Raw genomic sequence first — 19,809 nt, 5'->3', positions numbered from 1 at the left:
GTTAAGTGCGCTCCAATAATTTATATGTCTGCACATAATAAACTGTCAAGGAGGAATTTTATGACCGTGATTTGGGCCAAAACAGCTTTGCTTGCAGATGGCTGGGCAAATGATGTCCGAGTTGAATTTGATACGCGTGGTAAAATTATCTCGGCGACAAAGGATCAACCGGAAGAAGGCACGAAAGTGGGCGTTCTTCTGCCCGCACCACCAAACGTGCACAGCCATGCGTTTCAACGGGCTATGGCAGGGCTTACCGAACGGCGTGGACCTGACCCTTCCGATTCATTTTGGACATGGCGTCAATTGATGTTCCGCTTTTTGGACCGACTAACGCCCGATCATGTGGAAGGCATTGCAGCCTTTGTTCAGATGGAAATGTTGGAAGCGGGCTATGCAACCAATGTTGAATTTCATTATCTGCACCACCAAGCTGGCGGCACACCCTATGCCAACCTTGCCGAAATGTCTGAGCGTATTGCCGCCGCAGCATCGCTTACCGGTATTGGCCTAACGCTGCTGCCCGTGCATTATCAATATGGCGGCTGCGACAAGCGTCCGCTCGGCGCGGGACAAATTCGATTTGGCAATGATTTTGAGCGTTTCGCAAAACTTCACGATCAGGCGCGCGGCATTATTGGCTTGATGCCAAATGACTGCACCTTTGGTCTTGCGCCGCACAGCCTTCGCGCTGTCGCACCAGAAGATATAAAACAAGCTTTGGAACTTGCTGGCAATCATCCAATCCATATGCATCTTGCAGAGCAAATTCCCGAAGTCGAAGAAGTAAAATCGCATTATGGTGCACGCCCTGTCGAATGGTTTTTGGAAAACTGTGAACCCGGCCCAAACTGGTGCTTGATCCATTGCACTCAAATGGAACCACATGAAACCGCAGGACTAGCGCAGTCGGGCGCCGTTGCCGGACTTTGCCCTATAACTGAGTCCAGCCTTGGCGATGGTACATTTGACGGCGTTAGGTGGTTTAACGAAAATGGCGCAATTGCCATTGGCTCTGATTCAAATATCCGCATTTCGCTTAGCGAAGAACTGCGCACTTTGGATTATTCCCAGCGCCTGCGTGATAATACGCGTGCAGCATTAGCAACGCCGAACTTATCCACCGGACGTAGATTATTTGAAGCTGCCAATCATGGCGGCGCGATTGCAGCAGGCAGAAAATGCGGCGTCATTGCCAAGGACTATCTGGCTGATTTGATCGCATTGGATTATGACTGCGTTGATCTGGCGGCCAAGAGCGGTGACACTATTCTTGATACTTATATTTTTGCTGGCGATGACCGCATGGTAAAAGAAGTCTGGTCTGCTGGCCGCCATGTGGTAACCAATGGGGCACATATGAAACGTGAGAAAATTACAAACCGTTTCAAGGAAATTATGCGCCAACTCGGAGACGCAATTTGACTGGAACTGCAATCAAAAACTGGCAATCGGTTCAGCAAGAGGTTCTCAATAGGATCAATTCCAAATTATGGAAGCCTGGCGATTTAATTCCGAATGAAGCCCAGCTTGCCAGTGAATTTGGGTGTGCGCGGGCAACTGTGAACCGCGCATTACAAAACCTTGCAGACACAGGCCTGCTGGAGCGGCGGCGCAAAGCTGGAACGCGTGTTGCCACCCATCCAGTGCGCAAAGCAACACTTGATATTCCGATTATTCGTAAGGAAATCACAGGCAAAGGTTATGCTTATCGCTATGCGCTTGTCAGCACCGAAACTGTCGTTCCGCCCCGCGACATGGCCGCCCGTATGCGCCTTAAACCAGATGAAAAAATCTTACACATTGTTGGCCTGCATATGGCCAATGGTGAGCCCTATGTCTTTGAAAATCGCTGGATCAACTCCAATGTTGTTCCAGCTGTTCGCGATGTCGATTTTTCCAAGCAAAGCCCCAATGAATGGCTTGTCGAAAACATTCCCTTCACATCCGGCGACATTGCTTTTTCTGCTCTTTGCGCGGGCGCTTTTGAAGCGGAAATGCTGTCCTGCAAAACAGGCGAAGGCCTATTCGTGATAGACAGAAGCACTTGGGAAAAAGAAGGCGCGATTACATCTGTGCGGCTCGTCTTTGCACCAGGCTACAGAATACATACAGAAATCTAATTTTACTCGTCAGAGATAATCAGCACTCTTTCAATCAAATGCTACCGCCAATCCAAGACCACCTTACCGGATTGCCCCGATTTCATTGCGGCAAAACCTTGCTCAAAATCATCCACTTTGAAACGATGTGTAAGCACACCTGATACATCCAAACCGTTTTGCAGCATCGCGATCATTTTGTACCATGTTTCAAAAATTTCGCGGCCATAAACACCCTTAATCGTGATTGCTTTGAAAACGATACGGCTCCAATCCACAGGACTTTTACCGGGCGGAATACCGAGCATCGCAATGCGGCCGCCCATAACCATCGCCTCAATCATTTGATCAAGCGCCGTTTGATTGCCGGACATTTCAAGCCCAACATCAAATCCTTGCTTCATTTTTAATTTTGCTTTGATGTCGTTTAAATCTTCTTTTGCGACATTGACGGGGTGCACATCTGCAACCTTGGCGGCCAATGCCAAACGCTCCGCATTTACATCTGTAATCACGACATTACGCGCACCGGCATGGCGAGCAACGGCTGCTGCCATTATGCCTATCGGGCCAGCACCAGTTACCAGCACATCCTCACCCACCAAATCAAAGCTCAACGCCGTATGAACAGCATTGCCAAGCGGGTCGAGGATTGCACCAATATCATCGCTTATTTCATCGGGAAGTGGCACCACATTAAAGGCAGGCAAGCGAAGATATTGCGCAAATGCGCCCTGCTCGTTAACGCCAATTCCTCTTGTTTCAGGATCGAGGTGGAATTTCCCAGCGCGGCTTTGCCGCGAGTGCTTTCCGATCAAGTGCCCTTCACCGCTACAGCGCTGCCCTAACTGAATATCCTTGACATCACGGCCGAGTTCAACGATCTCACCGGCAAATTCATGCCCTGTTATCAACGGCACAGGCACGGTTTTTTGCGCCCATTCATCCCAGTTCCAAATATGAATATCAGTACCGCAAATTCCGGTTTTATTTATTTTGATCAGAACATCGTCAGGACCAATTTCCGGCACAGGTGCTGTTTGTAGCCATAGTCCTTCGCGCGGCTCTGCTTTGACAAGCGCTTTCATTTCATTGGTCATGTGAGCGCTCCAATTGCTTTGCCTGCAACTTCAAACGCATGTAGCGCACGATCAAGCTCGTCGCGTGTTAGTGCTGCATTCATCTGCGTGCGGATACGCGCTTGCTCGCGCGGCACAACAGGAAAGAAAAACCCGCTGACATAAACGCCTTCTTCAAACAATCGCTGTGCCATATCTTGTGTGCGCTGCGCATCGCCCAACATCACCGGAATAATCGGATGTTCGCCCGGCAAAATATCAAAACCAAGACGTGTCAGACCCGCCCGCCAATAGGCTGCATTTTCAAAAAGCTTAGCGCGAAGGTCATCGCCCTCCCTCACCAAACGCAGCGCTTCTATTCCCGCAGCAACAATGGCAGGTGGCAAGGAGTTGGAAAACAAATAAGGACGCGAGCGCTGTCGCAATAAATCAATAACTGGCTGCGGGCCTGCAATATAGCCACCAACAGCGCCGCCAAGCGCCTTGCCGAGTGTGCCCGTTACAATGTCAACATCAACACCAAAATGTGCTGGCATACCAGCGCCTTTTGGCCCCATGAAACCTGTTGCGTGGCAATCGTCGACCATAACTAAAGCGCCGTATTTTTCAGCTAGCTTTTTAATGTCTGGAAGATTGGCCAGATAACCATCCATCGAAAACACGCCATCGGTTGCAATCATGATGAAACGCGCACCATCAGCCTTGGCAGCCTTAAGCTGGTCTTCAAGATCATTCATATCTGAATTGGCATAGCGATAACGCTTTGCTTTGCACAAACGAATACCGTCAATAATAGAAGCGTGGTTCAACGCATCAGATATAATCGCATCTTCTGGTCCTAAGAGCGGCTCAAAAAGCCCGCCATTGGCATCGAAACATGCTGCAAACAATATGCTGTCATCTTGATTTAAAAATTGCGCCAGCTGCGTTTCAAGTTCCCTATGAAGATCTTGGGTGCCGCAAATAAAGCGAACAGAAGCCATGCCAAAGCCTTGATGATCCATTGCAGCTTTTGCAGCGGTGATAAGGTCAGGATGATCGGCAAGGCCCAAATAATTATTGGCACAAAGATTGATAACCTGCCGTCCGCCCACGCTTATTTCTGCGCCCTGCGGCGACGTTATCATGCGTTCGCGCTTCATCATCCCATCCGCATCAATTTGCGCAAGGGTGTCGTTAATATGTTTCAGAAATGCTTGGCTCATATTCACCTCCGTTTTCCCACCAATACCACAATGGATATTCGTGTGAAACAGAAATTTCAATATATCGGATATTAATCCGTTATCACGCCGCTACCCATGTTGCACAACTAAAAAGGCTCTGGAAGGTTCATCAGCCGAAATGCTGTGCTCAACGTCGGCTGGATAACGCGCCGTATCTCCAGCGATCAGATGATCGCTCGCCAATCCACTGGCAACCGTCAGCTTACCTTCAATAAGAGTTAAATGCTCACGCGTACCTGCGGTATGTGGCTGGCTGGCGAGCACGCCGCCGGCCTCAAAGCGAAGTTCATAAACTTCATGCTTTCCAGCTTCTTCGGGCGGCGATAAAATACGGATAGCGCAACCATTGCCATGATTTTCAATCGTTGGCACAGCATCGCCGCGCAACACCTCAATGCGATCACCTTGGCTATCGGCAAGCAATCCAGCAAAATCAACCTGCAACGCGCGCGTCAGGTTCCACAGTGTCGATATAGTCGGCGATGATTCACCGCGCTCGATTTGACTCACCATGCTTCGCGACACGCCCGATAGCTTGGTGACAGCATCCAATGACAGCCCCTTTGCACGGCGCGCCTCTTTCAAGCGCGCAGGCAATAGCGTCAATATTTCATCTGTTCTTTCCATAATGATGCAAGATAGATGCGTCGCCACATTTCGTCCATAGCTTCATTTGCAGGCTTGCGAAAATGCTCGCTGTATCAACCTCACACAATCAGAACAGATAACGCCTACTGCTATGCACACCAGATGAGCCGCTCAAGACGTGATTTCATGGGTGCAGTAAAAGCATCCAAACCAAACCTTACTAGGCAGCATTAACAAATGTCGCTTGTAATACTGCAAGCAGGCTGCATAGTCTCAAACAACAGATTAAAGGAACTCTCTTTTCAAAGTTTAATCTGCTCATAATTACATCGAGACGAACAGCTGGGGGGGGGGCTTAAATGGGAATACTTGTATCGGTCGTGCTGCCATTAGGGTTGGCATTCATTATGTTTTCACTTGGCTTAGGCTTGACCATCAAGGACTTTATTAGGGTTGGCCAACAACCACTCGCATTTTTAGTCGGTGCATTTAGCCAAATTATTCTACTTCCAGTCGTTACATATTTTCTTGTCGTCAGCTTTGGCATCAAGGCTGAAATTGCCGTTGGCTTTATGATTCTTGCATCGTGCCCGGGCGGCGTGACCAGTAATATCATCACGCGCATGGCTAAGGGTGATGTCGCTTTGTCGGTTTCGCTTACCGCAGTGATCAGCATCGTTAGTATGATAACCGTACCTATTATCTTAGGTTTTTCTCTGAGCACATTTATGGGCGAAAGCGCGCCGCAGATTAGTATTGTGTCGGCGAGCATGGCCGTATTTGCTTTAACCGTTGTGCCCATTGTTATTGGCATGACACTTAAGTCATTATTTTCAACGGCCATGATACGTAGCGAACCCATAATATCGAAAATCGCTGTTGCTTTGTTTGTGATTATCGTCATCGCCGCTGTTGCCGCGAACTGGACGCTGTTTGTTGAAAATTTCTGGTTACTAGGTCCAGCGACAGCCACATTGGTGGCCGTTCTAAGTGTAGCTGGTTATTTCATGGCGCGTCTGCTGGGCCGAAGCCAAATTGAAGCCAAAACAATTTCTATTGAGACAGGCGTTCAAAACGGCACACTCGGCATTGCTGTTGCGGCAATCATTGTTGGCGGCGGTGTCGGTATGAGTGCCTATGCATTGCCATCGGCCATATACAGCATTGTTATGTATCTGGTCGTTCTACCAATCGTTTTTGTCTATCGCCGCATGAGCTAGCCTTGTTAATAAGGAAACTTAGATGGAACATTCAGACGTCATTATTGTCGGTGCAGGACTTGCTGGTCTCGTCGCGGCAGCTGAGTTGGCTGACCGCGGCAAATCCGTAACAATCATTGATCAGGAGCCAGAGGCTTTTCTAGGCGGACAAGCATTCTGGTCTCTTGGCGGATTGATGTTGGTCGACACACCCGAACAACGACGTATGGGTATCAAGGACAGTCGCGCGCTTGCGATGCAAGACTGGTTTGGCTCTGCACAATTTGACAGACCCGAGGATCATTGGCCACGAAAATGGGCCGAAGCCTATGTGGATTTTGCTGCTGGAGAAATGCGCCCGTGGCTTTACAATATGGGTATGCGTTGGTTTCCAATTGTTGGTTGGGCCGAACGCGGCGGCGGCTTTGCTTCCGGCCATGGCAATTCGGTGCCGCGCTTTCATTTAACATGGGGCGTTGGTCTAGGCACGCAAGAGCCGTTTGTGCGCCGTGTGCGCGAACATGAAAAAGCTGGACGTATCACACTCAAATTCAGACATCGCTGTTCAAATATCATCATGGAAAATGGTGCTGCAAAGGGCGTTGCGGGTGAGGTACTTGCCCCTGATAACAGCCTTCGCGGTCAATCGACGAACCGCGATATTGTTGCCGATTTTGAACTGCGCGCTGCCTCGGTCATTATCACGTCTGGCGGTATTGGCGGCAATGCCGATCTGGTGCGCAAATCATGGCCGACCGACAGACTTGGCCCTGCACCCAAGAACATGCTTTGCGGTGTTCCCGCCCATGTGGATGGCCGCATGGTGTCAATCAGCCAGCAAGCTGGCGGGCACCTGATTAATAGTGATCGTATGTGGCATTATACCGAGGGCGTGAAAAACTGGAACCCGATCTGGCCCAATCACGGCATACGCATTTTGCCCGGCCCATCATCCATGTGGTTTGATGCTGAGGGGAACCGATTTGCACCGCCAGCCTTGCCTGGGTTTGACAGCCTTGGAACACTCAAAGCCATTCTTGACACGGGCTATGATTATTCATGGTTCATCACCTCGCAAAAAATCATCAAGAAAGAGTTTGCACTTTCCGGCTCAGAGCAAAACCCTGACTTTGAACAAAAAAGCTGGAAAGAGGTTTTCAAACAGCGCATTTTCAACAAGCAGGCGACGCCCGCGGTTGAAGCTTTCAAGGAGCATGGCGAGGATTTTGTTACGGCTGAAACCTTGGCAGAACTTATAGCCAAGATGAACGCCCTCGAAGGCAATGCCTTGTTGCCATTTGACAAGATAGAAGCCGAAATCAAAGCCCGCGATGCGCAAATGGACAACCCTTTTAGCAAGGACGCGCAAATCATGGCGATCCATGCCGCTCGCAAATATCGCGGTGACAAATATCAAAGAACGGCCAAACCGCATAAAATTCTTGATCCTGCGAACGGGCCTTTGATCGGCATAAAACTAAACATCATCACCCGTAAAACGCTCGGTGGTTTGAAGACCGACCTCAACAGCCAAATGCTCAACGCTGCGGGTGAACCGATTGCCGGATTGTTTGCAGCAGGCGAGGTCGCCGGTTTTGGCGGCGGCGGTTATCACGGCTATAACGCGCTTGAGGGCACCTTTTTGGGCGGGTGTATTTTTTCGGGCAGGCAAGCAGGTAGGTCGGACACCATCGTTTAATTAAACTTTCCAATCGGCATGAGAAACACGTAAATGTGATTGCTGCAGATATGTTTTGCAATTTTTAATTGCGTAGCCACAAGACGCAACCAAATGCCCTTGACTGAGATATGCAGTGAGAACGCGGGCAATGAAGCGCTTTCTTGGTTCTGCTTGGCTAGGTTCCGACGCTCTTTCAAACAATTGGCATTATTTTTCATCAACGATTGAAAGAGCTGAAACTGACCTTGACGAATATGGGGCGATGATATGCATGTTGATTTTTTATAGATCTGGCTTGGTTGAGTACTACGTTTTTCGTACCGCACTCTTTAGAACTTTGCGTGGATCAAAAACGATTACAAAACAACAAGGCTATGTCAGCAAATGAATCTTCTTGATAGTAAATTACAGCCAATTCTCAACACGGTACAGCTCCGCAATGCTGGAGAGCCCGAGTTTCACCAAGCAGCCCGTGAAGTTCTTGAAAGTCTTGGTCGCGTAATTACAAAACATCCAGAATATTCTGAAGAAGCTCTGATTGAACGCATTTGCGAACCGGAGCGTCAGATTATTTTCCGCGTACCTTGGATCGATGACAGCGGACAGGTTCGGATTAACCGCGGTTTTCGTGTTCAGTTTAATTCTGCTCTTGGCCCTTATAAAGGTGGCATCCGTTTTCACCCATCAGTGAACATCGGTATCATCAAGTTTTTAGGATTTGAACAAACCTTTAAAAACGCGCTTACGGGGCTTCCTATCGGTGGCGGTAAAGGCGGCTCCGATTTCAACCCGAGAGGGCGTTCTGACCGTGAGATTATGCGCTTTTGCCAGTCTTTTATGATCGAGTTACATCGCCATATTGGCGAATATATTGATGTGCCTGCTGGCGATATCGGCGTGGGCGGGCGTGAAGTCGGTTACATGTTTGGAATGTATAAGCGTCTGACGAACCGTTACGAAGCTGGCGTTCTGACTGGCAAAGGGCTTTCTTTTGGCGGATCAAGAGCGCGCAAAGAAGCAACCGGTTTTGGAACTGTTTATTTTACTCAGCGTATGCTGGAAACGAAAGGGTCTGATCTCGATGGCAAGAGATGTGTTGTTTCTGGATCGGGCAATGTTGCCATCTATGCAATAGAGAAAATCCAAAAGTTTGGCGGCAAAGTTGTCGCTTGCTCAGACTCCGATGGTTATGTGGTGGACGATGCTGGCATTGATCTTAACCTAATTAAAGAAATCAAAGAAATTCGCCGTGGCCGGATTGCTGAATATGTCGAGTTAAAAGGCGAAGGCTGCCGCTATATCAAAGGCGGGTCGATATGGGATGTGCCTTGTGAGGTTGCTTTGCCTTGCGCAACCCAAAATGAGTTGAACGCGGATGATGCCAAAACCTTGATAAAGAACGGCATCATGGTCGTTGCCGAAGGGGCCAATATGCCTTGTAAGCCTGAAGCGGTAAGGCTCTTCCAAGAGGCAAACATTATGTTTGCACCTGGCAAAGCAGCAAATGCGGGAGGAGTTGCTACATCGGCACTTGAAATGCAGCAAAATGCAAGCCGCGATAGTTGGACATTTGAAAAGACCGAAGATCGCCTTGCGGAAATAATGCATAATATCCACGATGCTTGCGCGCAGACTGCCGAGGAATATGACGCACCGGGTGATTATGTTATTGGTGCAAACATTGCCGGCTTTGTGCGGGTTGCAGAGGCAATGCGTGCCATGGGCGTGATCTGATCAGGATATCTATTATAGGTTTTGACTACAGATTAATGGCGCGGTGCATCTGCTAGGGCTAATATTATAATCCGCTGAAACGGCACAACAGAACTCATCCATGCACCGCGTGCACTCCATATTAGTGCAAGGTAAATGCGTCACCACACGACGTCCATAACTTCATTTCAAGCCTGATAACAATCATCAGCACAACACATGACGTGTAAATAATATTTGACATAGTGTAATTTATTTCATACCTACCGTCGAAGATAATTGACTTATCAAAAACATTTCTTTTCGACGAGGGCTCACATGAACTATCAAGATCGCAACAATATCGTGTCGATCATTGTCGGCTTAACTGTAAATGGTTACATCATCTTCCGGCTTTTTGAGATGAACGCCGCAGGTCAATTCGATGGACCAGATGCCATTAATATTTGGGCGCAAATGGTGGTCTGGATGATTCCGATTGGGATCATTATTACGATTATCGGCACCATTTTATTTAACATTGGCTACGGCATTATAACTGGAAATGAAAACCCAAGTCTTCTGGTCGATGAACGTGACAAGATGTTTGAACAACGCGGCACTATGGCCATCGTCATGCTGATTGGGCTGGGGTTTGTCGCATCCATTCTTGCCCTTGCTTTGGGCTGGTCTGCCGTTGTTGGGTTCAACATTATTTATTTTTCTATGGCGCTCGGTTCGCTCACTGCCGATTTTGTAAAATTTATTAGTTATCGGCGGGGTTATTAAAACATGGCCAAATTAACCATCACCAATAATCTTAGGCGTCTTCGTTTTGACGCCAATGAAATGACACAAAAAGATTTAGCTGAAAAAGTGGGCGTAACGCGCCAAACAATTGTTGCTATAGAAAACGCCAAATATTCCCCTACGCTTGAGTTAGCAATTTTGATTTCACGCGTCTTTGGCAAGCCCCTGGAAGAAGTGTTCAACATTGAAGACGCCGTCTGATAGCGCTGCGTTCAAAATGGATTCAATCAACTATCATACGGCCTTGTGTTTCCTATGATCTGAATAGATCAGGTGAAAACGCGTGGTTTAAAAGGATACTCACATGCTTATTCACCCTGCACGGTTTTGGAATTTTATGGCGCGTGGTTATGCACGCCGCCGCGTAAAAGATACCAAATCCTACCAGCACAAACTGGACATTACAGCGAGCTATTTACAGCCCACAGATACGGTTTTTGAGTTTGGCTGCGGAAGCGGCACAACGTCACTCATCCATGCACCACGTGTATCACATATTGACGCGATTGATTTTTCATCTGAAATGATTGCGATTGCAAACGAAAAGGCAAGCGCCGAGGAAATTCAGAATGTGAAATTTTCCATTTCCACTTTGCAAGATTGGCCCCAACCACAGAACGGGTCTCGCTATGATGCCGTGCTCGGCATGTCGATTCTTCACTTGCTACCCGATCTTGATGATGCGCTGGAGCAGGTTCATAAATTGATGAAGCCCGGCGCATATTTTTTCTCATCAACAGTATGTCTCGGCGATATGAGTGCCTTTATTTACCTTGCATTAGCGCCCTTTGGTGCTCTTGGCTTACTCCCAAAAGTGTTACCGCTGAAAGCAGATGAATTGGCAGAACGCATGAAGGCTCATGGCTTTACAATTGAAAGCACATGGCGCCCAAAAGACGATGCGACTGTATTCATCGTCGCAAGGAAACCTGTTTAACTGAGCATGAGCTGCTTCACATTCTATTGCGTCTTAGCAACCAGACAAAGAATATCCCGCCGATCAGGCCGGTAACGATACCGATGGGCATATCTTCTGGTGCCATAATTGTGCGCGCGATAATGTCTGCCCAAAGAAGAAAGATCGCTCCGACAAGTGCGCTGATGGGTAAAACGCGGTAATAATCGCCGCCGACCAACATGCGCACAACATGCGGCACCATGAGGCCGACAAATCCAATCACGCCAGAAAATGCGACCATCACGCCTGTGATCAGGGCACCGATCACGAAAATTTCCAATCTAAACCGCGCAACCGATATACCAAGCGTTGACGCAGTTTCGTCGCCAATTGTCATCGCATTGAGCTGTGCTGCGCGCACCCATAGCCAGAAGCCGCACGTTGCAAGTACAACTGCCGGATAAACCAGCTGAGACCATTGTGCGAGACCAAGGCCGCCTAACATCCAGAAAACTACAGTATGCGTCGCGCGTGGGTCGCCAAGGAAGATAAGAACATTGGCAAGAGCCATAACGATGAATGAGACTGCAACGCCTGTTAACACCAAGCGGTCTGCCGTTGATGCGTCTGCTACACGTGCCACGCCAAGAACAATCGCCGTTGCAGCAAGAGAACCGGCAAACGCCAATAATGGCACGGTGAGCAAACCCAAAAACAACCCCGTATGCAGAAGCGCCAAAATAGCGCCGAAAGCACCGCCCGATGAAATGCCAAGCAAGTGAGGATCGGCCAAAGGATTGCGTGTGACCGCTTGGAGACTGGCGCCGACCAAGGCCAGCCCTGCGCCAACCATTGCAGCTAACAATGCTCGCGGAAAACGAATATCCCAAACAATCGCTTCACGGCCTGCTGACCATGTTACGTTTATCAAACCAGGATAGAGTTTGTTGGCCAGCACACCCCAAACAGTTGATGATGCGATAGAAACGGCACCAACGTTGATTGCAAATGTTACCGAAATCAGCAACACGATAAAACCTGCGATCCAGACCACAGGCAATGCATGTAGAGATTTTATACTGCTTGCTTGGCTCATGGCCTAATTATTCCCAAAAGCAGAAGCGAGCTTTTTAATTGCTTTAATGTTGCGAGGCCCCGGCGTTGCCTCAATATATTCCAGAACAATGAAGCGGTCGTTTTTCACAGCATCAAGATTGGCAAAGGCTGGATTTGACATCATGAATTCGCGCTTTTGTTTGGCTGTTACATCGCCATAATTCACGATCACTATTATTTCTGGGTTTCGTTCAACAACAGCTTCCCAGCCTATCGTTGTCCAACTTTTTTCAAGGTCTTCAAGAATATTGACCCCGCCGGCTGCTTCTATCATTGCCGTTGGTATGGCGTATCGGCCCGCTGTAAACGGCGTACTTTCTCCGCTGTCATATACAAATACGCGCGGTGGTGTGGCACCCTGTTTCAAGGTTTTGGTAATTGCCTCAAGTTCAGATTTATAGCCGTCCACAAGCTCTTGTGTGCGCTCTTCTACCTCGAAAATTTTACCGAGATTGAGCAAGTCATTATACATGTCATCCATAGATACTTTCGGTTTTTCACCGATATGAATGCAGCTCTCTGTCAACTCGTAGACCTTGATGCCGAATGGCTCCAGCGTGTCTGGCGTCACTTCACCGCCAACCTTCATGCCGTAGTTCCAACCAGCGAAAAGGAAGTCCGCTTCAGCGCCTATAAGGACTTCTTTTGTTGGATATTTCTTTGCAAGCTCGGGCAATTCTTTAACGCCAGCCCGCATTTCTTCATCCAACTTTGTCCAGCCGGAAATACCTGAATAACCGACCATACGATCTGCAAGGCCCAGCACCAACATCATTTCGGTCAAATTGACATCATGTGAAACTGCGCGCTTTGGTGCCGCATCAAAAGTAACCGTGCGGTTACAACTTTGAACGGTCGTTTCGGCGATTGCGGCCGCTGAAGTGAATGCCAATACGGCAAGGCTGAGTACAGTTTTATTCATGTCAGGTTCTTCCCATCAATGTGTAAGTAAAATGAAGACGATCGGTAGGCATGAGCTTTTCGGATTGTGCAGAAACATTAAATGCATAGGAAACCGATTGATTGGTCAGCACCGTTTGAGGCGGCCCGAATGCAAGTACAGAACCTTGCTTTAGAAGCAAAATCTCGTCGCAGACACCTGCCGCCATGTTCAAATCATGTAAGCTGGTAACAATGGTCATATCCAGATCGCGAATGAGCTCTATGATTTCTAACTGATGCCTAATGTCGAGGTGATTGGTAGGCTCATCAAGGATAAGCAGGCTTGGCTCTTGCGCGAGCGCTCTGGCCACCATTGCGCGTTGACGTTCACCGCCTGACAAAGTGCCAAAGCGACGACTTGCGAACTCCGAAAGTTCAAGTTTACGCAGTGCTGAATCTATAATGGTAGAGTCATTTTCGCTCTTCGTTGATAATACGCTGCGATATGGCGTGCGCCCCAATTCAACGATCTCTTTTACCGTCAGCGCAAAGTCTGTCGGCTGCTCTTGCAAAACGGCCGCAACATTTTGAGCAACCAGCCTTGGTGACAATGACCAGATGTCACGCCCATCAATCTCGATAGACCCTTGCGACGGTTTTAGGTAGCGATACAGCAAGCGCAGAAATGTGGACTTACCTGCGCCATTAGCGCCAACAACACCCATGACGCGCCCAGCATTCAAGCTTAAAGAGAGCGGCTTTAAAATTGGGTCGCCGCTGCGTGTATTCCAGCACGCATTCATTACGTTCAGCTTTGCTGCGCTCATTGTAAAACCTGTTCCATCTCTTCATTCGCAATCATGGCCGCTGGCACACGCGCCAGTGTAGAATGGCGCAATTTGCCGGGCCTATCGGTAGAAGAACACCATCCATCTTGTAGATGTGCGTATTGATTTGCGAATGCGATAAGGTCGTCGATATCTTCATTGGGATCTATATCGCCAAAAAGATAAGTCGCTTTTTTCGAACCGTGATAGGCGACCGTGCATGGGCGGCTACAACCCGCCATACAGGCAACACCTGAAACAGAAAAATCCTCACATACAGCATCGCCTGCAGCGTCAATAGCTTTACGCAATTGCTCAATTAGCTCGTAGCCCGGCCGGCAATCTGTATTTTTATGTCTACATGAGACACAAACGGTAATGCGATGATTTGATTTTTTTGAATGGGCCATGATGCCCTCCGCAATGAGCAGGAGGCGCGCAAGTAATCACTGACGATGATCCGGTGAACCGGCTATACATGTCCATGCTCCTTGCTGGGACACCCCGCCCAGGTTGAATTGATCTGACATGGCAGGTCTCCTGACTTGCGGGTCTCAGCTCCCTCGAACCTTCCCGAAACATTTGTTTCAGTGGTCAAACTCAAGGTTACTCACCGCTCACAGTTGCGGGGGCAGTCATGGATTTAGCGCCTGTTGGCTACACCTCACCATGTTCCCTTTTAATCTGCTCCCCGTTTAAGGGTACGCAGAACCATATAAAGAGTTCTGTCAGAATATCCGTTTGGCGACAAGTGATTTTTAAGCAGATGTCGCTTTGTTTGCGATTATGCGAAGAACTGAAACCAGACGAGCAAAACCAATGTGCCCCACACGATCATATTAACAATTGATCTCAACATACCGCCGTCTTCTTCGACAGTCATACCAATCTTACGTCGCACGAGATCGCCTGGGTACAGAAAGGCATTAAGTAGCATTTGGCCTAATTGTGTCATCGCAGTTCCACCTATTGGTTTTCACGAACTTCATGAAGATTTTCATAGTCATAGCTTGCAGCGAGCTTAAAAGCAATATATTATATACTTCTTTATAGGATGTCATTATGCGACTGAATGTTCAAACCGATTACGCCTTGCGGCAGCTGATGTATCTTGCCGTTAATAATGATCGGCTTTGCACCATCCGCGAGATTGCCGATTATTTTGAAATATCCAACAATCACATGATCAAAGTTGCCTATCTGACCGGCAAAGCTGGCTTTGTGCATAGTGTGCGCGGACGCTCAGGCGGCCTAAAGCTAAAACTACCCGCCGAGCAAATTATCATCGGTAATGTCGTGCGCAGTATTGAAGCAGATTTCGCCGTCGCTGAATGCCACCAAGGCGGCAAATGCAACAAATGCGTTATTACGCCCTCCTGCAAATTAAAGAACGTTCTCAACAATGCGGTACTAGCTTTTCTAGCTGTGCTTGATGACTACAACATTGCAGACCTCGTCGAAGGCAATGATGATTTAAAGCAACTACTTTTTCAGGAGATTGCCTGATGCAAACTTATGTTCACAAAACGGCAGCAGAGCGGCGTGCAGAGATTCAGGCCCGCGCTAGCTCTTTGGGCATCGATGAGGATTATATTTCACTGCTTGTGGAGAGCTTTTATAATCGCATTCGCAAAGACGAAATATTGGGACCTATATTTGCCGCCGAGATCACAGGTGATTGGGGCCCACACCTAACAAAGATGAAGCAATTCTGGTCATCCGTTGCACTAAATTCCGGAAGCTATTCCGGCAGGCCCGTTCCGGCGCATCAAAAATTAAGCGGCATATCACCGGAACATTTTGACAGATGGCTCATGCTTTTTCGCAGCACCTTGGAAGAGACAGCACCATCACAGGAGGCAATCGGCTATTTCATGGAGCGTGCAGAACGCATTGCAGAAAGTCTCAAGCTCGCTATGTTTGGGCACCTTGAGATCCCCACGCGAAACACATGATGTAACTTTCTTCTCTATGCTGGTTTTACAGCCCGCAACGAATACCTATATGCCACCCTACTAAAACAAACAGCTTGCGCATAGTCTGGCATTTCACAGCACAACAGACCTTACTGTGGGCGGTCTCTACTCATAAGGATAATTCGATGTTGAAGAAATTAGGAGCTGCGGCAGCGATTGCCGTTTTAATGGCAACGTCCGCCTTTGCTGATGACGCTAAAACACTACGCGTTGGCATGTCCGGCGGCTATTTTCCCTTTACCTTTGTTCAAAAGGGTGAGCTTCAAGGTTTTGAAGTCGACGTGATGAACGCCGTTGGCAAAGAAGCCGGATTAGAAATCGCGTTTGAAACAATGTCATTTTCCGGTCTTATTGGTGCGCTTGATGTTGGCCGGATTGATACAATCGCCAACCAGATTACCATTACGCCAGAGCGCGAAGCCAAGTTTGAATTCAGCCAAGCTTATGTAATTGATGGCGCACAAGTTGTCGTCAAGCGCGGCAATGATGTGATCAATGGTGTCGAAGATTTGCGCGGTAAATCCGTCGCGGTAAATCTTGGTTCGAACTTTGAAGAGCTGCTCAAAGAACTGCCCTATGCAGACGAAATCAATATTCGCACCTATGAATCCAACATTGCTCAAGACGTAGCGCTTGGCCGTGTTGATGCCTTCGTCATGGACCGTGTCTCATCCGCACAGCTTATCAAAGAAAGCCCTTTGCCTTTGGCCCTATCCGGCAAGCCATTTTCTGAATTGCGCAACGCCCTTCCCTTTGCCAAAACAGAACAGGGCAAAGCACTTCACGATAAGGTCGATGCTGCACTGACAACCTTAAGCGAAAATGGTACGTTGAGCGAAATTTCAATGAAATGGTTTGGCACAGACATTACCCGCCTAGAAGAGTAGACTAAATATGCAAGGACTGGATCTTTACTACATGTTCGAATTGGTGCCGGTGATTTTGGGCTATGTGCCCATCACTATCGGCATCGCAGCCGCCAGCATGGTACTCGCGCTTGCCTTGGCTATTTTGTTGGCGGTAGAGCGTGTGGTCAAAGTTCCGGTTCTTGATTGGTTTGTCGTTTTCTTCATCAGCTTTTTCCGCGGCACACCGCTGCTGGTACAATTGTTTTTGTTCTATTACGGCTTACCGCAAGTGCTGTCAGTTTTGACGCAAATCAACGGCGTTACAGCCGCAATTTTGGGCCTGACGCTGCATTTTTCTGCCTATATGGCTGAAAGCATTCGCGCGGCAATTACCGGTGTGGACCGCAGCCAATGGGAAGCTGCTCATTCGGTTGGCATGACTCAAGCCCAGATGATGCGCCGGATTATTCTGCCGCAAGCAGCACGTGTCGCCTCACCGACACTGATCAACTATTTTATTGATATGATTAAGAGCACATCTCTCGCGTTTACATTGGGCGTCACAGAGATGATGGGTGCTGCGCAAAAAGAGGCCGCCAGCAGCTTTTTATATTTCGAAGCCTTCCTCGTGGTTGCCGTTATCTATTGGATTATGGTCGAGGTTTTAAGCCAAGGACAAAAGCGGTTGGAGATTTCTCTTAACAAGGCTTATGCACGATGATTAGCATTCGCGGGCTGACAAAGCGTTTTGATAAAACAACTGTGCTGAACGAAATTGATCTGGATATTGCAGATGGCGAACGCGTTGTGATTATTGGCCCGTCCGGTACGGGTAAATCCACCTTATTGCGCTGCATTAATTTTCTCGACAGGCCCCAAAGCGGGCAAATTCAAATCGACAATCTTCAAGTCGATGCCAAGAAAGCCACAAAATCAGATATTCTTGCTTTACAACGCAGCACCGCTTTCGTGTTTCAAAACTATGCTCTTTTCGCCAACAAAACGGCAAAAGAAAACATTATGGAAGCACTCGTAACGGTGCAAAAAATGCCCGAAGCGGAGGCTGAACAACGCGCAATGTCTGTGCTTGCCGAAACAGGGCTTACAGATAAAGCAGACAGCTACCCATCGGCGCTCTCTGGCGGGCAGCAACAACGTGTCGGCATTGGCCGCGCGATGGCTTTGCAATCAAGTCTCATGTTGTTTGATGAACCAACATCAGCGCTCGACCCTGAATGGGTTGGCGAAGTGCTTGACTTGATGCGCCGTGTTGCCGAGCGCAAACAAACCATGCTCATCGTGACACATGAAATGCAATTTGCTAAAGAAATTGCTGACCGCGTGGTCTTTATGGATGAAGGGCGTATTGTTGAAGCTGCGCCGCCTGAACAATTGTTTGGCGACCCCAAAGATGAGCGTTTGCAGCGCTTTCTACGCCGCATAAACCAGTAGATTTCACGGAAAGAAACCACCAATGCAAATTACCAAGCTCGATCATGTCAATATTCGCACCACTCAGCTTGATGTAATGGTGAAGTGGTATTGCGATGTTTTGGGCATGAAAAGCGGACCAAGGCCCAACTTTCCTTTTCCAGGCGCTTGGATTTACGCAGGCGAAAACGCTGTGGTACATTTGATCGGCGTTGAAAATGATGCCGGTGCAGGGTCGGAAACCTTGCTTAAGCTCGAACATTTTGCTCTCAGCGCAACTGGTCTTGCTGCATTTGAAGAAAAGCTCAAGTCACGCGGAGAAGAATACCGCCGTGGCGAGTTGCCAGATTTCAAGATTGTACAAATCAATGTGTATGATCCCGATGGCAATCACATCCATGTTGATTTTCGCACAGACGAAGAAGTCGCTTAATGAAGCAAACGATTTGTTTCTTTAGGGGCCTGCAATCCTTAAAGTCTGGCTGAGTTCTGATGGACAAGTTCTGTCAGAAAATTTGCGACAACGCGCACGCGCGCTGAATTGACAAGATCGGTGTGGATCGCGAGCCAAAACTCCTGCACGATTACATCAGCATCACTGGGAACATTGCGCAAAACAGGTTCAGCATCTCCCATAAAACACGGTAGAACCGCTAAACCCAATCCGGCTCGTGCGGCAGCAAGTTGTGCGTACAAACTTGATGTCACGAGTGCAGGCGCTCGCCCTTGTAGCACTCGATTAATCCACTGTGCTGCGGGCAAGTCGCCGTAATGTTCGGGCCATGAGATAAATTCATCTTCATCAAAACGCCCCTTATCCTTTTCCTTGCTTTCGGCTTGCCTGCGCTCAACGTAATCTACTGATCCATAGAGGCCATTATGCATCGTGCCGAGCCTACGAATGGATACGTTGCCTTGTGTTGGCCGAACCATTCGCAACGCCAAATCGGCTTCGCGGCGGTTCAAGTTTACGGCCCGAATATCGGTTAAAATTTCGAGCCTGAGTTTAGGGTTCTGTACGCGAAAATCAGGTAAGGCGGGTATGATCAAAAAATTTGCAAGGTTTTCAGTGGTCGCCAATATTACGCGGCCTTCTACGTTTCCGCTTGCTTCTGCCCGACGTTCAAACGCTATGCTGGCTTCCTCAAACGCCTCCGCACGGGCGATGAGGCCTTCGCCTTCATCTGTCAGCACATAGCCGGTCTGCGAGCGCTGGAAAAGATGAACCCCCAACGTTCCCTCCAGCGTCTCAATTCGCCGTCCAACGGTTGACGCGTTTACGCCAAGCTTTTGCGCGGCTCTATTTAAACTACCTGTTCGCGCAACAGCAAGAAAATCGCGCACAAGGTTCCAATCCATGTTTTGCATATTTGCAGGATAGCAGTGCACCAGTGAACGTTCAACAACGTTCAGCGCAATGCTAAGTATCATTCATGATGAATAATGAGGAACCA

The 19,809-nt window shown here is 48.4% G+C and carries 24 protein-coding genes and 1 riboswitch; of the genes, 15 read left to right on the top strand and 9 right to left on the bottom strand.

Annotated elements, in window-relative coordinates; translation table 11 throughout:
- The first annotated feature begins 60 nt into the window (after positions 1 to 60).
- Both N530_RS0100530 and N530_RS0100525 read left to right on the top strand, forming a co-directional pair.
- Entirely contained in the window at positions 61 to 1,425 is a 1,365-nt protein-coding gene (locus N530_RS0100530) for a formimidoylglutamate deiminase (protein WP_026479087.1), read from the top strand.
- Positions 1,422 to 2,123, top strand: coding sequence for a GntR family transcriptional regulator (locus tag N530_RS0100525; protein ID WP_026479086.1), 702 nt, complete (start codon positions 1,422 to 1,424; stop codon positions 2,121 to 2,123). Before N530_RS0100530 ends, N530_RS0100525 begins: the two co-directional genes overlap by 4 nt.
- Before the next feature lie 41 nt (positions 2,124 to 2,164).
- Here the strand turns inward: N530_RS0100525 and tdh are convergent, their stop codons facing one another.
- The 3 genes from tdh to N530_RS0100510 form a co-directional block, all read right to left on the bottom strand.
- Positions 2,165 to 3,202, bottom strand: coding sequence for an L-threonine 3-dehydrogenase (tdh, locus tag N530_RS0100520; protein WP_026479085.1), 1,038 nt, complete (start codon positions 3,200 to 3,202; stop codon positions 2,165 to 2,167).
- The gene (locus N530_RS0100515; RefSeq protein ID WP_026479084.1) at positions 3,199 to 4,386 is read right to left on the bottom strand and encodes a glycine C-acetyltransferase; all 1,188 of its coding nucleotides are present in this window, start codon (positions 4,384 to 4,386) and stop codon (positions 3,199 to 3,201) included. Before N530_RS0100515 ends, tdh begins: the two co-directional genes overlap by 4 nt.
- A gap of 90 nt (positions 4,387 to 4,476) precedes the next feature.
- A complete protein-coding gene (locus N530_RS0100510) occupies positions 4,477 to 5,034 on the bottom strand; it encodes a helix-turn-helix domain-containing protein (RefSeq protein WP_211097808.1) in 558 nt (185 codons plus the stop codon).
- A gap of 320 nt (positions 5,035 to 5,354) precedes the next feature.
- Here N530_RS0100510 and N530_RS0100505 point away from each other — a divergent pair, with 320 nt between their 5' ends.
- The 7 genes from N530_RS0100505 to N530_RS0100475 all read left to right on the top strand — a co-directional run bounded on the left by N530_RS0100505 (position 5,355) and on the right by N530_RS0100475 (position 11,314).
- Positions 5,355 to 6,215 carry a bile acid:sodium symporter family protein gene (locus tag N530_RS0100505; protein WP_026479082.1) on the top strand — a complete coding sequence of 287 codons (861 nt, stop codon included), beginning with the start codon at positions 5,355 to 5,357 and terminating at the stop codon, positions 6,213 to 6,215.
- A 22-nt stretch (positions 6,216 to 6,237) separates the two neighbouring features.
- The gene (locus N530_RS0100500; protein WP_026479081.1) at positions 6,238 to 7,893 is read left to right on the top strand and encodes an FAD-binding dehydrogenase; all 1,656 of its coding nucleotides are present in this window, start codon (positions 6,238 to 6,240) and stop codon (positions 7,891 to 7,893) included.
- Positions 7,894 to 8,023: 130 nt separating this feature from the next.
- The gene (locus tag N530_RS0100495; protein WP_026479080.1) at positions 8,024 to 8,263 is read left to right on the top strand and encodes a hypothetical protein; all 240 of its coding nucleotides are present in this window, start codon (positions 8,024 to 8,026) and stop codon (positions 8,261 to 8,263) included.
- Entirely contained in the window at positions 8,260 to 9,609 is a 1,350-nt protein-coding gene (gene gdhA, locus N530_RS0100490; RefSeq protein WP_026479079.1) for an NADP-specific glutamate dehydrogenase, read from the top strand. The genes N530_RS0100495 and gdhA overlap by 4 nt, the downstream gene beginning before the upstream one ends.
- A 297-nt stretch (positions 9,610 to 9,906) precedes the next feature.
- Positions 9,907 to 10,356, top strand: coding sequence for a hypothetical protein (locus N530_RS0100485; RefSeq protein ID WP_026479078.1), 450 nt, complete (start codon positions 9,907 to 9,909; stop codon positions 10,354 to 10,356).
- 3 nt (positions 10,357 to 10,359) lie between these two features.
- Entirely contained in the window at positions 10,360 to 10,578 is a 219-nt protein-coding gene (locus N530_RS0100480) for a helix-turn-helix transcriptional regulator (protein WP_026479077.1), read from the top strand.
- Between the two features lie 103 nt (positions 10,579 to 10,681).
- Positions 10,682 to 11,314 carry a bifunctional 2-polyprenyl-6-hydroxyphenol methylase/3-demethylubiquinol 3-O-methyltransferase UbiG gene (locus tag N530_RS0100475; RefSeq protein ID WP_026479076.1) on the top strand — a complete coding sequence of 211 codons (633 nt, stop codon included), beginning with the start codon at positions 10,682 to 10,684 and terminating at the stop codon, positions 11,312 to 11,314.
- A gap of 16 nt (positions 11,315 to 11,330) precedes the next feature.
- On the opposite strand, the gene N530_RS0100470 is transcribed toward N530_RS0100475, so the two are convergent.
- The 5 genes from N530_RS0100470 to N530_RS19155 all read right to left on the bottom strand — a co-directional run bounded on the left by N530_RS0100470 (position 11,331) and on the right by N530_RS19155 (position 15,055).
- Positions 11,331 to 12,371, bottom strand: coding sequence for an iron ABC transporter permease (locus N530_RS0100470; RefSeq protein ID WP_026479075.1), 1,041 nt, complete (start codon positions 12,369 to 12,371; stop codon positions 11,331 to 11,333).
- Positions 12,372 to 12,374: 3 nt separating this feature from the next.
- A complete protein-coding gene (locus N530_RS0100465) occupies positions 12,375 to 13,313 on the bottom strand; it encodes an ABC transporter substrate-binding protein (RefSeq protein WP_026479074.1) in 939 nt (312 codons plus the stop codon).
- Position 13,314: 1 nt separating this feature from the next.
- Positions 13,315 to 14,100 carry an ABC transporter ATP-binding protein gene (locus N530_RS0100460; RefSeq protein WP_026479073.1) on the bottom strand — a complete coding sequence of 262 codons (786 nt, stop codon included), beginning with the start codon at positions 14,098 to 14,100 and terminating at the stop codon, positions 13,315 to 13,317.
- Complete coding sequence (locus N530_RS0100455) at positions 14,097 to 14,510, bottom strand: DUF1636 domain-containing protein (RefSeq protein ID WP_035266022.1); 414 nt, start codon at positions 14,508 to 14,510, stop codon at positions 14,097 to 14,099. Before N530_RS0100455 ends, N530_RS0100460 begins: the two co-directional genes overlap by 4 nt.
- A 102-nt stretch (positions 14,511 to 14,612) precedes the next feature.
- A riboswitch (cobalamin riboswitch) is annotated at positions 14,613 to 14,831 on the bottom strand.
- A gap of 53 nt (positions 14,832 to 14,884) precedes the next feature.
- Positions 14,885 to 15,055, bottom strand: coding sequence for a hypothetical protein (locus N530_RS19155; RefSeq protein ID WP_202898993.1), 171 nt, complete (start codon positions 15,053 to 15,055; stop codon positions 14,885 to 14,887).
- Between the two features lie 107 nt (positions 15,056 to 15,162).
- Between N530_RS19155 and N530_RS0100445 the strand changes: the two genes are divergently transcribed.
- From N530_RS0100445 to N530_RS0100420, 6 genes are all read left to right on the top strand, one after another.
- Positions 15,163 to 15,606, top strand: coding sequence for an Rrf2 family transcriptional regulator (locus tag N530_RS0100445; RefSeq protein WP_026479071.1), 444 nt, complete (start codon positions 15,163 to 15,165; stop codon positions 15,604 to 15,606).
- A complete protein-coding gene (locus N530_RS0100440; protein ID WP_026479070.1) occupies positions 15,606 to 16,055 on the top strand; it encodes a group III truncated hemoglobin in 450 nt (149 codons plus the stop codon). Before N530_RS0100445 ends, N530_RS0100440 begins: the two co-directional genes overlap by 1 nt.
- 146 nt (positions 16,056 to 16,201) lie before the next feature.
- Positions 16,202 to 16,963: an amino acid ABC transporter substrate-binding protein gene (locus N530_RS0100435; protein WP_026479069.1), complete on the top strand. Its 762-nt coding sequence runs from the start codon at positions 16,202 to 16,204 to the stop codon at positions 16,961 to 16,963.
- A 7-nt stretch (positions 16,964 to 16,970) separates the two neighbouring features.
- Positions 16,971 to 17,645, top strand: coding sequence for an amino acid ABC transporter permease (locus tag N530_RS0100430; protein ID WP_018689049.1), 675 nt, complete (start codon positions 16,971 to 16,973; stop codon positions 17,643 to 17,645).
- Positions 17,642 to 18,376 carry an amino acid ABC transporter ATP-binding protein gene (locus tag N530_RS0100425; RefSeq protein ID WP_026479068.1) on the top strand — a complete coding sequence of 245 codons (735 nt, stop codon included), beginning with the start codon at positions 17,642 to 17,644 and terminating at the stop codon, positions 18,374 to 18,376. The genes N530_RS0100430 and N530_RS0100425 overlap by 4 nt, the downstream gene beginning before the upstream one ends.
- A 22-nt stretch (positions 18,377 to 18,398) precedes the next feature.
- A complete protein-coding gene (locus N530_RS0100420; RefSeq protein WP_026479067.1) occupies positions 18,399 to 18,788 on the top strand; it encodes a VOC family protein in 390 nt (129 codons plus the stop codon).
- Between the two features lie 38 nt (positions 18,789 to 18,826).
- Here the strand turns inward: N530_RS0100420 and N530_RS0100415 are convergent, their stop codons facing one another.
- A complete protein-coding gene (locus tag N530_RS0100415) occupies positions 18,827 to 19,786 on the bottom strand; it encodes a LysR family transcriptional regulator (protein WP_247869149.1) in 960 nt (319 codons plus the stop codon).
- Positions 19,787 to 19,809 lie beyond the last annotated feature (23 nt).

This window comes from Ahrensia sp. 13_GOM-1096m (genome assembly GCF_000620605.1).
Classification (GTDB): Bacteria; Pseudomonadota; Alphaproteobacteria; order Rhizobiales; family Rhizobiaceae; genus Ahrensia; species Ahrensia kielensis.
This window is presented reverse-complemented; position numbering and strand designations above follow the sequence as displayed.

Coding starts and splice junctions, on each gene's coding strand:
- N530_RS0100415 (WP_247869149.1), bottom strand. CDS start 19,786: ATGATACTTAGCATTGCGCTGAACGTTGTTGAACGTTCACTGGTGCAC.
- N530_RS0100465 (WP_026479074.1), bottom strand. CDS start 13,313: ATGAATAAAACTGTACTCAGCCTTGCCGTATTGGCATTCACTTCAGCG.
- N530_RS0100460 (WP_026479073.1), bottom strand. CDS start 14,100: ATGAGCGCAGCAAAGCTGAACGTAATGAATGCGTGCTGGAATACACGC.
- N530_RS0100480 (WP_026479077.1), top strand. CDS start 10,360: ATGGCCAAATTAACCATCACCAATAATCTTAGGCGTCTTCGTTTTGAC.
- N530_RS0100420 (WP_026479067.1), top strand. CDS start 18,399: ATGCAAATTACCAAGCTCGATCATGTCAATATTCGCACCACTCAGCTT.
- N530_RS0100425 (WP_026479068.1), top strand. CDS start 17,642: ATGATTAGCATTCGCGGGCTGACAAAGCGTTTTGATAAAACAACTGTG.
- N530_RS0100510 (WP_211097808.1), bottom strand. CDS start 5,034: ATGGAAAGAACAGATGAAATATTGACGCTATTGCCTGCGCGCTTGAAA.
- N530_RS0100495 (WP_026479080.1), top strand. CDS start 8,024: ATGAAGCGCTTTCTTGGTTCTGCTTGGCTAGGTTCCGACGCTCTTTCA.
- N530_RS0100445 (WP_026479071.1), top strand. CDS start 15,163: ATGCGACTGAATGTTCAAACCGATTACGCCTTGCGGCAGCTGATGTAT.
- N530_RS0100470 (WP_026479075.1), bottom strand. CDS start 12,371: ATGAGCCAAGCAAGCAGTATAAAATCTCTACATGCATTGCCTGTGGTC.
- N530_RS0100485 (WP_026479078.1), top strand. CDS start 9,907: ATGAACTATCAAGATCGCAACAATATCGTGTCGATCATTGTCGGCTTA.
- N530_RS0100475 (WP_026479076.1), top strand. CDS start 10,682: ATGCTTATTCACCCTGCACGGTTTTGGAATTTTATGGCGCGTGGTTAT.
- N530_RS0100440 (WP_026479070.1), top strand. CDS start 15,606: ATGCAAACTTATGTTCACAAAACGGCAGCAGAGCGGCGTGCAGAGATT.
- N530_RS0100430 (WP_018689049.1), top strand. CDS start 16,971: ATGCAAGGACTGGATCTTTACTACATGTTCGAATTGGTGCCGGTGATT.
- N530_RS0100515 (WP_026479084.1), bottom strand. CDS start 4,386: ATGAGCCAAGCATTTCTGAAACATATTAACGACACCCTTGCGCAAATT.
- gdhA (WP_026479079.1), top strand. CDS start 8,260: ATGAATCTTCTTGATAGTAAATTACAGCCAATTCTCAACACGGTACAG.
- N530_RS0100505 (WP_026479082.1), top strand. CDS start 5,355: ATGGGAATACTTGTATCGGTCGTGCTGCCATTAGGGTTGGCATTCATT.
- N530_RS0100435 (WP_026479069.1), top strand. CDS start 16,202: ATGTTGAAGAAATTAGGAGCTGCGGCAGCGATTGCCGTTTTAATGGCA.
- N530_RS0100455 (WP_035266022.1), bottom strand. CDS start 14,510: ATGGCCCATTCAAAAAAATCAAATCATCGCATTACCGTTTGTGTCTCA.
- N530_RS19155 (WP_202898993.1), bottom strand. CDS start 15,055: ATGACACAATTAGGCCAAATGCTACTTAATGCCTTTCTGTACCCAGGC.
- tdh (WP_026479085.1), bottom strand. CDS start 3,202: ATGACCAATGAAATGAAAGCGCTTGTCAAAGCAGAGCCGCGCGAAGGA.
- N530_RS0100500 (WP_026479081.1), top strand. CDS start 6,238: ATGGAACATTCAGACGTCATTATTGTCGGTGCAGGACTTGCTGGTCTC.
- N530_RS0100530 (WP_026479087.1), top strand. CDS start 61: ATGACCGTGATTTGGGCCAAAACAGCTTTGCTTGCAGATGGCTGGGCA.